Source organism: Bradyrhizobium sp. BWA-3-5, from assembly GCF_032917985.1.
In the GTDB taxonomy this organism is placed as follows: domain Bacteria; phylum Pseudomonadota; class Alphaproteobacteria; order Rhizobiales; family Xanthobacteraceae; genus Bradyrhizobium.
In genome coordinates, this window is record NZ_CP136626.1 from 4,973,803 (window position 1) to 4,989,099 (window position 15,297).

General features: G+C 58.8%; 7 protein-coding genes and 2 pseudogenes. 5 read left to right on the top strand and 4 right to left on the bottom strand.

Annotation, left to right across the window (positions count from 1 at the left end):
* Positions 1 to 53: 53 nt before the first annotated feature.
* Together RX331_RS24125 and RX331_RS24130 are read right to left on the bottom strand one after the other, a co-directional pair.
* Positions 54 to 879: pseudogene (locus tag RX331_RS24125) on the bottom strand (FAD-dependent oxidoreductase); the annotation flags it as partial.
* Positions 880 to 1,072: 193 nt separating this feature from the next.
* Positions 1,073 to 1,237, bottom strand: coding sequence for a hypothetical protein (locus tag RX331_RS24130; protein ID WP_317252377.1), 165 nt, complete (start codon positions 1,235 to 1,237; stop codon positions 1,073 to 1,075).
* A gap of 268 nt (positions 1,238 to 1,505) precedes the next feature.
* Between RX331_RS24130 and RX331_RS38940 the strand changes: the two genes are divergently transcribed.
* The 3 genes from RX331_RS38940 to RX331_RS24145 all read left to right on the top strand — a co-directional run bounded on the left by RX331_RS38940 (position 1,506) and on the right by RX331_RS24145 (position 6,073).
* Positions 1,506 to 1,820, top strand: a complete 315-nt coding sequence (locus RX331_RS38940) for a hypothetical protein (protein WP_410708005.1) — start codon at positions 1,506 to 1,508, stop codon at positions 1,818 to 1,820.
* Positions 1,821 to 2,008: 188 nt separating this feature from the next.
* The gene (locus tag RX331_RS24140; protein ID WP_317252378.1) at positions 2,009 to 2,251 is read left to right on the top strand and encodes a hypothetical protein; all 243 of its coding nucleotides are present in this window, start codon (positions 2,009 to 2,011) and stop codon (positions 2,249 to 2,251) included.
* A 399-nt stretch (positions 2,252 to 2,650) separates the two neighbouring features.
* Positions 2,651 to 6,073 (top strand): autotransporter domain-containing protein, encoded by a 3,423-nt coding sequence (locus RX331_RS24145; protein WP_317252379.1) that lies wholly within the window; start codon positions 2,651 to 2,653, stop codon positions 6,071 to 6,073.
* Positions 6,074 to 7,282: 1,209 nt separating this feature from the next.
* Here RX331_RS24145 and RX331_RS24150 read toward each other — a convergent pair.
* Positions 7,283 to 7,621 carry an HU family DNA-binding protein gene (locus RX331_RS24150; protein ID WP_317252380.1) on the bottom strand — a complete coding sequence of 113 codons (339 nt, stop codon included), beginning with the start codon at positions 7,619 to 7,621 and terminating at the stop codon, positions 7,283 to 7,285.
* A gap of 1,387 nt (positions 7,622 to 9,008) precedes the next feature.
* A pseudogene (locus RX331_RS24160) lies at positions 9,009 to 10,394 on the bottom strand (trehalose-6-phosphate synthase); the annotation flags it as partial.
* A gap of 773 nt (positions 10,395 to 11,167) precedes the next feature.
* Here RX331_RS24160 and RX331_RS24165 point away from each other — a divergent pair.
* Both RX331_RS24165 and RX331_RS24170 read left to right on the top strand, forming a co-directional pair.
* Positions 11,168 to 14,230 (top strand): DUF2169 domain-containing protein, encoded by a 3,063-nt coding sequence (locus RX331_RS24165; RefSeq protein ID WP_317252381.1) that lies wholly within the window; start codon positions 11,168 to 11,170, stop codon positions 14,228 to 14,230.
* Positions 14,220 to 15,296, top strand: coding sequence for a pentapeptide repeat-containing protein (locus tag RX331_RS24170; RefSeq protein ID WP_317252382.1), 1,077 nt, complete (start codon positions 14,220 to 14,222; stop codon positions 15,294 to 15,296). Before RX331_RS24165 ends, RX331_RS24170 begins: the two co-directional genes overlap by 11 nt.
* Position 15,297 lies beyond the last annotated feature (1 nt).

Consider the following 15,297-nt stretch of genomic DNA (forward strand, 5'->3'; position numbering starts at 1 on the left):
GGGATCGGCCTTCCAGGCCGCCGCTTCGGCCACTCATCTTCCCGCCCCGCCGACTACGAAGATCCGCATCCGGCGGCGCCGGCCTTCTTCGCGCTCTCATCAGCCGCGCAGCAGGCGGATGCGTCCTGCTTGGGCGGACCGCCGCAGCATCCGGATGCGCCGGCGCCGGCCTCGACCCCTCCGCGCGTGCAGACGCCGGTCTCCGGCAACTCGAGCTCGACGCGCTCGGCGGCCTCTCTGTCGCCGGCGATGTCGGCCGCGATGGAGCGGACCTGTTCGTAACCCGTCAGCATCAGGAAGGTCGGCGCGCGCCCGTAGGCTTTCATGCCGGCAAGGTAGAAGCCGCGGTCGTCCTGCTCCAGTTCACGGGCCCCGTGGGGCCGCACGATGCCGCAGCTATGCTCGTTGGGGTCGATCAGGGGAGCCAGCGCGACGGGCGCGTCGATCGCAGGATCGAGCCGCAGCCGGATCTCGCTCAAGAAGCTGAAGCCGGGGCGGAATCCGGTCGCGACGACCAGCTCGTCGACGACGATGCTGCGTCCGCAGTAGGCGGACGAAGTCGCGACCCTAAGACGGCCATCCGCTTGCGTGATGGCGGCAGGCTTCGACCTGGACCTGTCCAGACGCGACGAGCGACGCGAAGCGTGCACCAAGCTCGCCTCGAGCCGACAACTTGTCGTTTGCCCCGCCGCCGAAGCTCTTTTCGGGATTGCCGCTGCGGAGCAGCCAAATCGGCTGCGTGCCCGGTTCCTGCTGCGCGAGGGTGACCAGGTCGGTCAGGGTGCCGATGGCCGAGTGCCCGCCCCCGAGCACGGCGACGGTCTTGCCGGCATACCGCTCGCGGTCCCTGCCGAGCACGTCGGGCATGCCGTACCCGATTTCCCGACTGGAAGTCGTCTCGACGGGCGCTCGACGCCGTTGGACATTGGAAGAAAAGCAGCAGATCGTTGCAGATAGCTGTGGCGGGCCATGCTTGGTGTCCGCGAGCCAATTGTTCACGTGGCGCCGGTTGGCGCGCTAAGGCCGATTGAGCGGGGATGCCGTGCCGGCCTTGTTCCTGTGGAGATCGCCTCTACTCGCTTCCGGCATCGACGCCTACCGGGATACGCTGAAACTTCTGTTCGAGTTCGTCGCGCAGCGTCAGGGACGCGGCGTTGCCGTGCTGGAGTTTTGCAACCTGGATGCCAAGGCCGTCGCGTGCTTCCTTGATCACATCGAATCCAAGCTCGGCCGCCACCTCGCAACTGCCGCAGCGCCGCAATCGCCAGCTTCGTCAAGCATCTGGTGCGCAACGACTTAGCCTGCTCGATGCAGTACACGAAGGTGCTGTCGATCCCGTCGAAGAAGGCCCAGCAGCGACCGGCAACCTACCTCGAAGCCGACGATGTCGCGCGCGATATGCCAAGCGGCACCGGCGACTGGCGATGTATGGCGCGACTGCACACTCCTGCTGTTCCTCTACAACGGTGGCGCCCGTGTGACCGCTTGCCTATCTCACTCACGTAATGACCAAGATCGTCAGCGGACATCCAAATCGCGACATCGACCAGCTACTGCCCTGGGCCTACTGCACTCAATCCCTTAAAGCCGTGGGCTCAAACGACGCTTCTATGTCGCGGCACCGACGCCTGCTAGTGCGACCTATTGCTTCCACTACTTCGAAGGGTGCTTTGGCCGCGAGCAGCACCAGCGCCAAAGTGGCGATGCACACGCCGAAAACGGCAATCCGCTATTTGAATGCGCAACAGCGCCAATGCACCGGCAAAGGCGATGACAATGGCTATAACGATGGCGGCGGAGAGCCATTGATTTGGTCATGAGCTTCTACACTGGACATTTGCCCAGCAGACCACGTGTTTCCGGCGATGAACATATCCAGCCTCGGCTAACGTTGCTCGGGCGTTGATCGTTGCGTCCGTGAACAATGGAAAGCGCCACACTGAAAGGCTTGATTCGACCGCTACGTCAGGTTGTAGGACGCACGACACCAGTTAGGAGAGCATTCAAAATGCAAAACGTTCCTTGCTACGTATTTTGTAAAATCCGGCGGCGTCGGCAGGAGTGTGATCATGAAGTGTTTGGCTGGGCCAAGCTGACGCTCTCGGCGGTCGTGTCCATTTTTGCGTCCACAATGGCGGCGCCTGTGCAGGTCATTCCGCCCGGGCCAACTGCCGAGGCGGAGCAGGCTCCCGCACTTGATATTGACGAGCACAACACCATCAAGGGTATCGACGTCGACAAGCTCGACTGAACCCAGCTCCATGCTAACCGCTCCGCGCTCGAGGACTCGATTCGAGAAAAGAAACGCGCACGCATGCTGAATCGTGGAGCGGTGGTCTGAATTGGTTGTCCGAGATGCAGCCGAACGGTGTCCTGGTCGTCAAGGCCAAACAGTCAATCTCGCCGTTCTGTGACATTTGGCTCGGCTCCAACATCCGTGGCGCGCGCCCACAACGATGTGTCGGCTTTGCTGATGGAGAAGGCCGCCGATGGCGGCAGCCTGCCGTAATCCTCTGCACCGCCTGCGGTGTAGCGGCCGCGCCGGGCGCAAGCTCAATCTGGGGTGCGTGACGAGATCGAAGCGCAACTCCGAATCCTGAACGCATCAGCTTCGCGCATCCATTAGTCCCCCAAACTGGAGGTTATAGGAATGAGAACGAAGAAACTTTCAACGACGGCTGCAGCTGTTGCGGCTGCTCACGCCCTGCTCGCCACGCCCGGCCAGGCGATTGAAACTCATGATATCAGGGATTCGAACGGTATGCCGTTCATGCGGGCGCAGATATTCAACACCGATGACGGCCCTTACTTCGATGACGAGGACGCTGAAAATAAGCCGCAGTTCTCAGAGAGGAATCTCTCGCGATGGGAAGTAGATCAATCACTGGCAGCAATTCAGCATTGGGCTAAAATCATCAAGGTCATACCTGGTCAATCGCCAGCCATTGTCAATATTGGCGGGGTTCTCGTTAACAACGCATGGGCGTTTAGCCCTCTCTCCAGCGTTATGCAGGGTGCCGGCACCAAGGTGCAGGCCGCACTCACAGGCCAGGATCCGGGAGAACTTCTCCGCGGGGCGCACGGTGTGATCGGAATCGGCCGGATGGATTTTTCATCCCAGGCATATATCCCGTCGCAATTGTCGATGACACCGCAGGTCAATCTGACATCCGTTGTGATACACGAGGTCGCACATGCGTTGGGCATCGGGAGTACTATTTCCGGCTATTCGCAAAACTCACTAGACTCGCCGTATTTTCCTCAAACGCTAAATGCCTGGACGACCCATTTGTACGATGCCAATGGCAAACAGGCTAAGCCGGGACAGGCGATTTATTGTTCCGCCTGCGTGAACGCGCCAGCTGACGATGTTTTTGACCTGCGACGCGATCAAGGCTATTTCAGTGGCAAGCATGTGAGCGAGGTGCTGGCCGGTGCCATGCCCGGTATTCCGGTGCGAATGATGACCAACTATTTTCCGGATAAGCCGTTCCTGTCGCATATCGAGCTCAAGAACAGTTTGATGAGCCATCAGGCATACAGGAATTACGTCAATCTGATGGAGGCGGAGTTCGCCGCGCTGCAGGATCTTGGCTACACCATCGATCGACGCAATCTCTTCGGTTACTCCATCTACGGCGACGGTCAGACTCTGGTCAACAATAACGCCTTCTTCGCCCGCAACGCCGAAGGCACGGCCTATTTGCCGAATTCCTACAACGTGGCTCCGCTCGGACTGGGATTGCACGTCTATGGCAGCAGCAACACCGTGGTTCAGCGCGCCGACCTGCTTTCGGGCGGAGCCGGAGGCGCCGGCATCCGTGTCGATGGGGAAAACAATTCGATAACAATTCTGCCCGGGACCCGCGTCTATGCGGATGGCACCTATGCGCGCGGCGTCATGTTCGCCTACGGGAAGGATCACACATTCACCCAGCGAGGCGACGTCCAGGCTCTCGGCGAGCATGGCATTGCCGCAAGCTTCGACTTCGGCAATAACATGTTGGGCAATAGCAGGGAATATCGTGGCTCGTATATCCGCACGATGGCCGACGAACCGGCCCCGATGCTCGACGAAATCGACGGTCCCCTCGTCAGCACGTTCGACTTGACCGGGCGTCTAGCTGGCAGTTATGCCGCGATGCACATGTCAGAAAATGGTTATGTGAGCCAGATCAACGTGATGCGTGGGGCGGTGCTGTCAGGGGACATCCGGTCCGATTACGCCCAGGTTGACGAGAACGGCGCGTCGCGCCTAACCAAATTGACGTTCGGCATGGCACCCGACGCGAATGGTCACTCAACAGGACAGCCCGACGCAAGTTTTGCACAGCGCTACGATGGCAACATCGTCGGACGCAACAACTTGTCACTGCAATTGGTTGGTGGCACCTCATTGTTTACCGGCGCTCATGAAGTGCACGACGTGAATGTCGCGCAAGGCGCAACGCTGACGGGTAACGGCAGTTACCTGCTCAATACCGATGGCCGTTTCACCAATAGCGGCACTCTGGCGCCGCTACTCGATCATCATAACAACAGTATAACGGTGGATGGCGACTATCTACAGACTCCTACAGGTCGCTTGCAAGTCGCGCTGAACAATAATGGTGCGATCAGCCGGCTCGTGGTGAACGGCAATGCGGCGCTTAACGGTGCGCTCACGATTGCGCCGCAGCGTGGCTGGTATGGCAGCGGCTTCAGCGTCACGTCCAATCAGTGGTTGAACACCACAGTTCTCACAGGTTCCTTCACGAAGGTGACGACGTCTCTGGAATCGCCTACCCTGATGACAAGCGCTACCGCTCAGGGCAACAACACGTACGCAGTTACATTCTCCCGCGCAACCGATGCCTACTCACGTTATGGAGCCGATGCCAACAGCCGCCAGGTGGGCGCGGCCCTCGATCAAATAGCTGGGAACGCTGCTGTGGGGTTGCACTCCCTCATCGGAGCACTCGATTTCTCCGCGTCGGACGGTACAGAGGTCACATCTGCGCTGCGTCAGCTTTCGCCGTCCGCCTATGCATCCGCCAAAGGCAATTTGGTCAATGACAGCTTCTATGCCCGTTCGGCAGTCCACAACCGCTTGGAACAGGCCTTTGGCGGCACTCCGTCCTCACCGATCGCGGTGATAGCTTATGGTTCTGAGAAGGCAAGCGGCAAATCCGCCTCTGCCATCGGTACGGTCGCCCCAGCGTCCACTGGTGTCCCGTCCGACGACTTGCAGCGTTACGCAGCATGGGACTCCGGTTTTGGCGGCTGGATGACGCAATCAAGTGAGAGCAATGCCGCAAAGACCAAATCCACCATTGGCGGCTTGATGACCGGTATCGATGCGACCGTCTATGACGACTGGCGTGCTGGTGTTCTGGCAGGTTATAGCCGCTCCACTTTCAAGGTTAATGCCCTTTCGTCATCAGGCAGCAGCGACAACTACACTTTCGGTACCTACGCCGGCACTGAGTGGGCTATGCCAAAAGGGGCTATCGCTTTCCGCTCAGGCCTTGCCTACACTTGGCACGATCTGGAGATGAGCCGCAGCGTTGCGTTCCCGGGCTTCAGCGACAAGCTGACCTCGGATTACGATGCGGGCACCTTCCAGATCTTCGGAGAACTGGGCTACAGGGCTCACATCAGCGACCATTCTTTGATCGAGCCCTATGCCAATCTCGCCTATGTTCGTATCAAGACGGATGGTTTGAGCGAGAAGGGATTGAACGGAGCGACACTTGATATTCACTCCGGTACGATGGACACGACGCTCTCCACGCTCGGCATCCGCGCCACCACCCTTCTTGAGGTTGGCCACGTAGCCACGACAGCACGAACCGATCTTGGCTGGCGTCGTGCCTTTGGTGACTGCATGCCGCTGTCGACAGCCAGCTTTGCTGCCGGCTCCAGCGCCTTTGCAGCTTCGGGCGCATCCATTGGCAAGGACCTGGCGCTCATTGAAGCGGGTCTAGACTTCCAGCTCTCCAGCAACACCGCCCTTGGCATCGCTTATCAGGGCCAGTTCGGCTCAGGCGTCACAAAGAACGGCCTCAACGCCAACTTCAATGTGAAGTTCTAAGGACACGCATAGTCAATGAGTCTTAGGCCCGGGGTGTCATTTCGCCCTTGGCCTAAGATGGCCTTTCTTCCGATTTGCTTCCGAAACTCCTAAATGTCGATATAGGGCACATCCTCGCCGGCGCTTTGCGTAAGCATCTGTACGACTTCTACGCCCGACACGCTGGTTTGGCGGATACTCTCTACTCTTCGGCCCAAGGGATCGATGGACTTTGTGCCGAGCGGGACCGGTTCAAGGCTGAGCAGCCCGAAGCCCAAGCCCAGGGTTCTCGGAGGCCGCAAATGGTAGACGAGCCGAACTATGATGACGACAAGGCAGAAACAGTCCCTGGATAAAATCGCTGGCGAGAGACCCGCCGTCACGCCGCTCTTCAGCGGTGGGTGCTATCAGCACGTTCAAGCCATCATCGTCGCCGCCATTGACCAGTACGCTGCGTGTTTCTGCAATTCCGGACACCGATTTCGGTAATTCCCGGACAGCAATTTCAGTAATTCCGGGACAGCATTCCGCTAAATCGCGGACAGTTGTGCGGGTTGGTTTTCGGGAGCGCCGTTCGGGCAATGTTCCTTCTCAAGCTAAGTTTGAGAGGGGCGATGCCGAGACGGAAGCACGCGAAACGAACCACTGGGAAAGACCTACGATCCCACTCGACCAGTTCAACCTGAATGGGTTGCATGTTCGTCCCGCTTCGTCGTTGCCGCGCTATTTAGGCCGGCCTCGATCCGCAAGGCTTGCAATAAATTGCTTTCGCGCCAACCTGGCGGTGGAGCAGCCGAATCGCCAACGGACGAAGTCGTCATTGGCGCGGCTTTCTCGGCGCCATACCGACTGCTTCACCTGCTCGACGAAGGCCTGCACGATCTTTGGGTCGGCACTCGCGATGACGCTTCAAGCTTGATCGAGCGCTTCCGGTCAGCGGCCGATCGATGACCAGCACGTACAGCACCGCGAACGTCCGATCAGGAGTTGGCGTACCCCGACAGCGCAACGCGCAGCCGGTAGTCCAATTTTGCACGCATCGAAGGCAGCTAGAGCCTGAGCGCGATCAGGAGGGTGCCGAGCATCCGGCCCGCCGCGCGCCTGATGCACTGGTAGGCTGACCGCCTCGGGCCGGAGAAGAGCGAAAGACATGGCGATGGAGGTGCGTTCGCACGCCGATGATAAGTTTGGAGCAGCAGTTTGCGATGGTGTGCCGACCACCCACGCCGTCTAGCCCGGTTGCAATGTATCCACAGAGAACGGACACATCGTAGCGACTGCGTCTTTGGCAACCTTGAGCGGTGACGCTTTAACCGATTTGCTGGCCGGCTTGGCCGCGAATTGCATCGGCTCCTTCGTAAATGGATTAACTCCGCTGCGAGCTTCAGTAGCGGGTTTGTTCACGACCGACATTTTGACAAATCCGGGAATGACGAACTCGCCGGCCTCGTTCAACTCCTTGTAGCCTACAGTCGCCATCTGCTCGATGACGGCCTTTACGTCAGCCTTGGAAATCTGCGTTCCTTCAGCAATTGCATCAATTAGCTGGTTCTTGGTCATCTTGGCCATGATGGGTTCCTTTTAGCGGCGCAGTGCGATTCAAATGCGTGAACTACGCCGGCTCCGTTACTCTTGTCCGAGCACGGCAAAACCGCACGAATCGCTTCTCGTTCACGCCGAGATCATGAAGTGACGGGCTTAAAACCCATCGGAAGCCAAAACACAAGGATTGAGTTCGACGTGTTTCCAGCATCTGCCCGCTTCTTACATCAGGTGGGTTCGATTTCGACGGCCATTTTCCGCGTCATCGGATCGACACCGGAAATACGCGCGGCCTTGCCAGCCGCGTCAAGCTGGTCGTCGACAGCGTCAATCGCGAGAAGCCGACGATTCGTCTTTCTCAGGCAGCGCCTGGCCGGCGCACGCGGCCACTGGGTGATTGTCTTAATTGCGGTTGCGTCTTAGCGGTAAGCGACAAGCAGAAATAGCGCAATCGCCAGTTGCGAAAATAGCACTGCAAGAAACCGATAATACCCGCGACAATATCACCGAGATCAAGTCGCGCAGATTGTCCTACACATCGATCCCGAGGGCGAACCGGATCGCGCGAGAATGGCTTATGAAAGTCATCTTGACCCTGCCATGTGGCTGAGCGAGCGTGGCTACCGTCATCTCGTATGGGGGGACGTACCAAGCTTACATTAATTGGTCGCGTTGCGACTTCAGGCATGCGAACGCGCATCGTCTCAATTTAAGCCGCGTATTAGCAGCCGCTGGATTTCCTGTTGTGCTTGCCGCACATAGGCCGATGTATAGCTTGCGCTCGCGGCCTTCTGCGGGATATCCCTACTGGATTGCTCTGCTATCCTGCTACCCAGGCGGCCGATATCACTACCATTCTTTATCGAAGGCGAGCGCGACGATACCCATCACTGAAGGCTTGTGATAATTTCCCGTTGCGCGAAGAGTTTGGTCCACGAGGGAGACAGCTCTTGCTCTTGCCTTACTGGTCGCCTGGCCGGATTTCCGAATCCTAGCGATCTTTTTGGGTCGGGTCGCCATCCAAGGCTCTCGTTCAGCCACCGTTAAGCCGAGGGGTGATATAAACCACAATGCCTAGCGGATTGTTTGGAATCGGCTTCGTTGTCCCGCCATAACCAGCCGTGTAAGGATAACCGTGGATGTAGAAATGTGGCGTCCGTTGGAATGGCCTCGGGAGGGCATCGATTCGCTTCAGTGCATCGACCAGGACCTGCGGAGCCGGTTGTGGACCGTGAATCCAACCAGGGCCTGCGATAGACGTCAAATCTTCGATTGGCATCCCAGCCCGCACGTCGCTTATCGGATATGACAACTGCCGCGGCAGGTGCGAGTGGCTCGAAGTCCCGGCTGAGTCGTCCTCGAATTTCCGTTTTGATCCACTCGACGCCCTGATGTCTCGCGGAATGGACTTCCGAGCGGCTTTCTCGGCCTGGATGTTCTTCAGCTCCGCAACGAATTCTGTGAACCATTGCTGGATGGTGTAGCCGCGAAGTCTTTGCATCATTGCTTCCCAGCGGCGGCAGCGCTCGTCGAGCGGCATCGATACTGCCTTCGAAATCACACCCGCCATATCCTCGATATCATACGGATCGACAAAAAGGGCCCCGTCTAGCTGTTTTGCAGCGCCTGCAAATTTCGATAAAATCAGCACGCCTGGATTCTTCGGATCTTGCGCGGCGACGTATTCTTTCGCCACGAGATTCATGCCATCACGCAACGGCGTCACCACGCCAACCTGCGCGGTGCGGTAGAGCCCCGCGAGCACGGATTGGCTGAAGCTTGCGTTGAGGTAGCGAATCGGCTTCCAGTTGTCGGTGCCACGGCACCGGTTAACTTCGCGAACACGCCCGGCGACGAATTTCTGCAGATGGTGATAGGCTTTGATGCTGCTGCGCGACGGGTTCGCGATCTGCAGAAGCGAAATGCTGCGTGGCTTTTCAGTCCACAAATGATCGAAGGCCTCGACACGCTTGTCGAGGCCCTTGGAGTAGTCGATCCGATCGACGCCGATCGCAAGTGCCCCGCCATTGAGGCTGCGCCGTAGCGACGAGACAACGGGATGAGAGACCGCCTGCTCGCTATACTGCGCGAACTTATCCGCATCGATGCTGATCGGAAATACCCGGCATCGCGTCCTTCCGTAGCCCGAAATTACGTCAGTGTTCTCGATCACCACTCTAAGATAAGGGCCGACATAGTCGAGGAAATTTTGTCGATCCTCATCAGTCTGGAAGCCGATCAGGTCATAAGCGAGCATCGCGCTGATCAGTTCGCGATGATATGGCAGACAGCGGATCGTCGCGGGCTCTGGCCATGGCGTGTGCAGGAAAAAGCCGACGGTGTGCTTGATATCGACCTTCTGCTCGATTTCGAGCTTGCGCAGCTCCGCGCCGAGCGTAAGGAAATGATAATCATGCACCCAGAACGCGGCTTGCTTCCTGAATTGGAGCAGCACTCCAGCCATAATCGCGTTGATCTGACAATAGCTGAAATAGTCGAGGTCCGAGATGTCGATCAAGTCAGTGCGCGAATGTAAGGTCGGCCACAGTGCTGAATTAGCAAAGCCATTGTAGTAGCCGCTATAATACTCGGCCGGCAGATCCAACATGACAAGCTTGCCGCTGCCAAGCGTCTCGACCGAAGGCTCCTTTTGAGCGCCGTGCCTCAGTTGGCCCGAGGATCCTACCCAGATTGCTCCAGACTGCTCCACTACGGGGAGAAGGGCCGCAGCAAGGCCACCTGTCATTGGTTCATTGGGTTTGCCGCGGGCAACACGGTTCGAAACAACGACGAGGTTCACAGATCACCCTCTCCGCGCGCTTCCTTGCATCAATGATGATTGTTTCATGCCAACGAAGCGAACCAAAATCGGATGCGCGCAGCGGAACTCAGTTCTCTCGCTTGAACGAATTCTTGCACGGATGCTTTCGTAACGCGGACCTTTTCAGACCTAGCTCACTCGCGTGGTGGCCAGGCTAGAACGCTTGATCTAGCGACCGGTGATCTTCGACTCGTGCTCGAATGGGATAAGCAATTTCATGCATAAGTTTCATCGGCTGCTACCATCGATTTGAATGGCGGCCCGGCTCACACGTCCTCGCTGACCTCCAAAGCTGAATATGGTCACTCCGAAGCCTGCGTAGAGAGAGCTCGGCATATCCATATTCCCAACGCCAGCCTGCGGAAGAACACCGAAGCATCGGTTTTGGAACGGCTTGTATTTTTCGGCAAGCGCCCACAAGCACCCTACCCTTTCTTTTCGGTCGCTGCAGTGGACTCTGATAAAGCGCCGTAAGTCGCGATTCTCGACGATACGGTCAACTAAGTCTTCCAGCTCAAATCGACCATGTACGCCCGCTGACTGATCTTCATACCCACCTAATCTGGTATGTGACACAACGACACGTCCGCCTAGGCGGTCGCAAGGCCGTCACGCTCGAGACATATGGCTAAGAAACGAAAATTTTCTCAGCGGGTCCCATGCCAACTCTTGTAAAGCCACGCACACTGGGTCTGTTGTCCAAATGCGAGCGTTGTCCTCCTGGGGCGAGCCTCATCATTTCCGCTTTCGCGATGTTCGACCTCGCCAACCCGGCCGCGGACCGTCTGGAAGGCGAGCAGGACCTTTGGGTTATGGCCGCGAAGGAGCTTCCGCCTGGCAACCCTCTCGACATCGGAATGCCCAAGCCGCAAGCGGAAGTGCTCATCGGTGGACATGCCGCGGCGCCTCAGGGGCGGCCAACCGAGCGCATGGTGTTGGGCTGGACGCTCGGACCGATGCAGAAGCACCTTCTAGTGACGGGCGACCGTTATTGGCAGATGACAGCCTCCGGCTGGCGACCGACAGCCGTTCAACCTTTCCGGCAAATGCCGCTAACTCGGCAACGCGCGTTCGGCGGGCCCGGCTACGCCGCGAACCCCGTCGGCGCTGGCTACGGGGCCCTTCACCGCACCATGGCCGGCGAGCTGGTGGCCCTGCCCAACGTGGAAAGCCCCGAGCACGCGATTCAGTTCATCGACGAAATCGCGCCGCCAGCAAGTTTCGGACCAATAGCGCTCGATGACAGGAAGCGCCTGCAATACGCGGGAACGTATGACACCGCGTGGCTGAAATCGCTCGCCCCCGCTCTGGCGACCGATGCCGATCCCCGGCTTTTCATGTTTGCGCCGCCGGACCAGCGCATGGCCGGCTTTCTCTCTGGCGGAGAACACTACGCGCTCCAGAATTTCTCCGCGGAGCATCCATTAATCAAAGGTCGCCTGCCGGCTTTTCGAGTGCGCTGCTTCATCGGCTGGAGCGATGAGTCGCGTGGAGTCACAGAACTGCAGACGCGCATCGATACGCTGTGGCTTTTTGCCGGCGCCCGCCGCGGCGTCATGATCTATCGTACCGCGATCGCCGTGCAGGAATTGGATGGCAGCGACGTCAGCGACATTATGGTCGCTTACGAGCGACAGAGCGAGCCAGCGCGACCGTTAGATCATTACCTCAACGTCCGGCAACTGCGGCTCGACCCGACGACGGCCGCACGCAATGCCTTTTCGGAATATCAACTTGCCCCTGAGCTCTCGGCCGCTGAACGCGAGCGTCGTACAGCGCGGCGACGCGAATTGGCCGATGAGCGCGCAGCACGGCAACTGGCCTCCATGCGCTGGGCGCTCGATCAGGAATTCGCGCGCATTGACCTTCCGCCTTCGCTGCGCCCCACAATCGAGATACCGTCGATCGAATCGTCAAGCATTCCGGAACTATTGCCGGAGGAACTTGAGAGCGGCGAGATCGACTTGGCCGAGATTCTCGATGCCCTAGAGACGGCCCAGGCCAAGGCGGAATCCGACGTCGTCAAACTCGCTACTCAATACGAACCCGTATGCGCAGCCTATGAAAAGATCGCCCGCGGAAACGCAGCCTCGAGCGATATCGATGCCTTGCTCGCCGCGATCGGCAACATGGACGCGGCGCAGTCGATCGATGCAAGCTTTGAGCAAGCTCCGCCATTCTCTGCGCTGCCGCCGGACACTGATCCGGCCCTCATGCGCGATTTTGAAGACAGGCTGGCGCAGGCGAAGAACTGGCGTGCCGAAATCCCTCGCACGGCAGCGCAATCGCTCGACGAGCAAAAGCAATTCGAACTTGCACATGCTCGATTCTTCAACCTGGCGGCTGGACGACCGCTCGAGCCGATACGCAAGGCGATATCGGACGACGCCTTTTCACATCCCGACATTCCGGCGCTTGTACTGCCGGAAGAAGCGCAGAGCGTCGCGCCAGAAGCACCCCCGCGCCTGACCATGGACGAGCTATTGGCGCAGATCGAGAGCCCCGGTACAGCGCCTGACGCCGCAGAACGTCTACGTACGGTCTTCGCCGAAGCTGAAGCGGCGCTCAGCAAGACCTACCCCTCGCTAACCAGCGATGACGGCGCGCCGTTCGAGGCCTTGAGCGCACCTCATCAAACTGCGATCACTGGAGAGCCTGAAGCAGTGATGGCCACTGCCAAAAGCGAATCTCAGGAAGCATTGACTATCTTGCAGACCGAGATCGGCAAAGCGGAAGGGCAGTTGGCAGCCGGCATGGCCGCGGCAAGGCTCGCCTCACCCAAGCCGCTCAGACCTGAAACAATGCTGGCGCCAGCTGTCGCGCGCGCACTGGGGGATGTGATGGAAGAAGAATTCCGGCGCGGCGGCACGGTTGCGGGTCGCGATCTGGCCGGCGCCGATCTCTCCGGGCGGCGATTTGCGAACGCGGACTTCTCCGGCGTCTTTCTTGAACGCGCAAAGTTGAATGGGACTAATCTGGCCGGCGCAAAGCTAATGAAAGCCGCACTGACCGGCGCGGCGCTCGTCAACGCTGATTTAAGCGCGACCGACCTCACCGAAGCCAATCTAGGTGAAGCCGACTGCCGTGGAACGCGTTTCTCCGGCAGCCTGCTCGTGCGTAACAATCTTCTCGGCGCGCGCATGGCGGGCACATCCTTCGACCAAGCGCGCCTTATCGAGCTGCAAGTTTTGCAGGTGCCGATGATCGGGGCAACCTTCCGCTCTGCACAGCTACATCAATGCTGTTTCATCCAAAGCGCCCTTGATAATAGCGTTTGGGAGAACGCCATTGTCCAGCGGACGCAATTCATGGATCTATCGCTGTCCGGCGCGGGCTTTGCCGGCGCGCGACTGGAGCAAACCTGCTTTCTCAAGGTGGCAGCGCCGCAACTCGACCTCAGCAGCTCGCAATTCGACCAAGTCGGCTTCATCGGCGACATCGATCTGCGCGAAGCCCGCTTTTGCCGAAGCAGCGCCGAGGCCCTCTCCTTTCAGGCGGCCGACCTCAGCGACGCCGATTTCTCCATGGCACGGCTCGACGGCGTCTATTTCGGCAAATCGGCTTTGTCGCACGCTACCTTTCGAATGACATCGCTGAAACGTGCGGTCTTCACTGGCAACGATCTGCGCGGCACCGACTTCTATGCCGCCAATCTGCTCGAGGCACATCTCAATCAGACCGACCTGACCGGCGCCAGTCTGCGCCATGCAAATCTCTATGGTGCCGACCTGATGGATTCTGCCTTGGTCGCCGCCGATTTGAGCAACGCCAATATCGACCGCACGGTCCTGATGGTCACGCGCCATGTCAATTGATCAGCTATTACAGTCGATCGCCCATAGTTTTCCGGTACGCGAAGCCAACCTCGATGGCCAGATGCTATCTGGACTTCGCCTGAACGATGGTGTTGTGCTGACCTCTTCTTTTCGCAACAGCAACTTCACTCGTGCCTTCCTAACCGGCATGATGTTTCAGGACTGCGACTTCAGCAGCGCTTCCTTCACCGACGCTCGCTTTGAAAAATGCATGTTCGTCAGTTGCCGCGCTGGCGCATCCGACTGGCGACGGGCACGCTTCGTGCAGTCGACGTTCATGTCAACGGATTTTGGCCATAGCGACTTCAGCGAGACGCGGTTCGTCCAGACGACAGCGATGCGCTGCGTCTTGGCCCACGCCATCCTGCGCGGCGCCACCCTATCTCAAAGCGCCATTATGGATTGCGAGCTTGCCGATATCGTGCTCGATGGCGCCACGCTTACGAACGCCGCCATCACGCAGGCCGATTTGCGTAGTGCGCAGTTCGCGGGAATGCGCTGCGAGACAATCCTTCTCTCGGAATGCGATCTGTCGGAGCGCGACCTCACGGGCCTGAGGCTTGCCCGAGCGAACCTGACCGGTGCCAAACTGAACCGCACAAACCTGTCCGGCGTCGATCTATCTGGCTCGGTTTTGACGGACGCGAGCCTCACGGGGGCCGACCTCTCGAGCGCGACCGCCCCGAACACACTGTTTGTGAGGGCTGACCTGCGAGCCGCAAGGCTGCGCAATGCCAATTTGACGCAGTGCGTCTTCGTAGAGGCGCGCCTCGACGGCTGCGATTTTTCGGGCACAAACCTGGAGATGGCCGTCTTCACCCGTGCATCGGCCAGGTCCGCCTCGTTTGCCGGTGCCGACATGTCCTATGCGCTGATGCACCATGCCAATACCAATGGCAGCGACTTTTCCGGCTCGCGCTTTTTGCGCACTGACTTTCATTGCGCGTCGACCGAAGGCAGTCTGTTCGTGGCCCAGCATGGTAGCGCCCTGCAAACTGTACCTGAACGCGCCATCGCCGAACTCTACGATGTAAGTCGCGTCATCCCGTTCAACGGAGCGTGCTGAA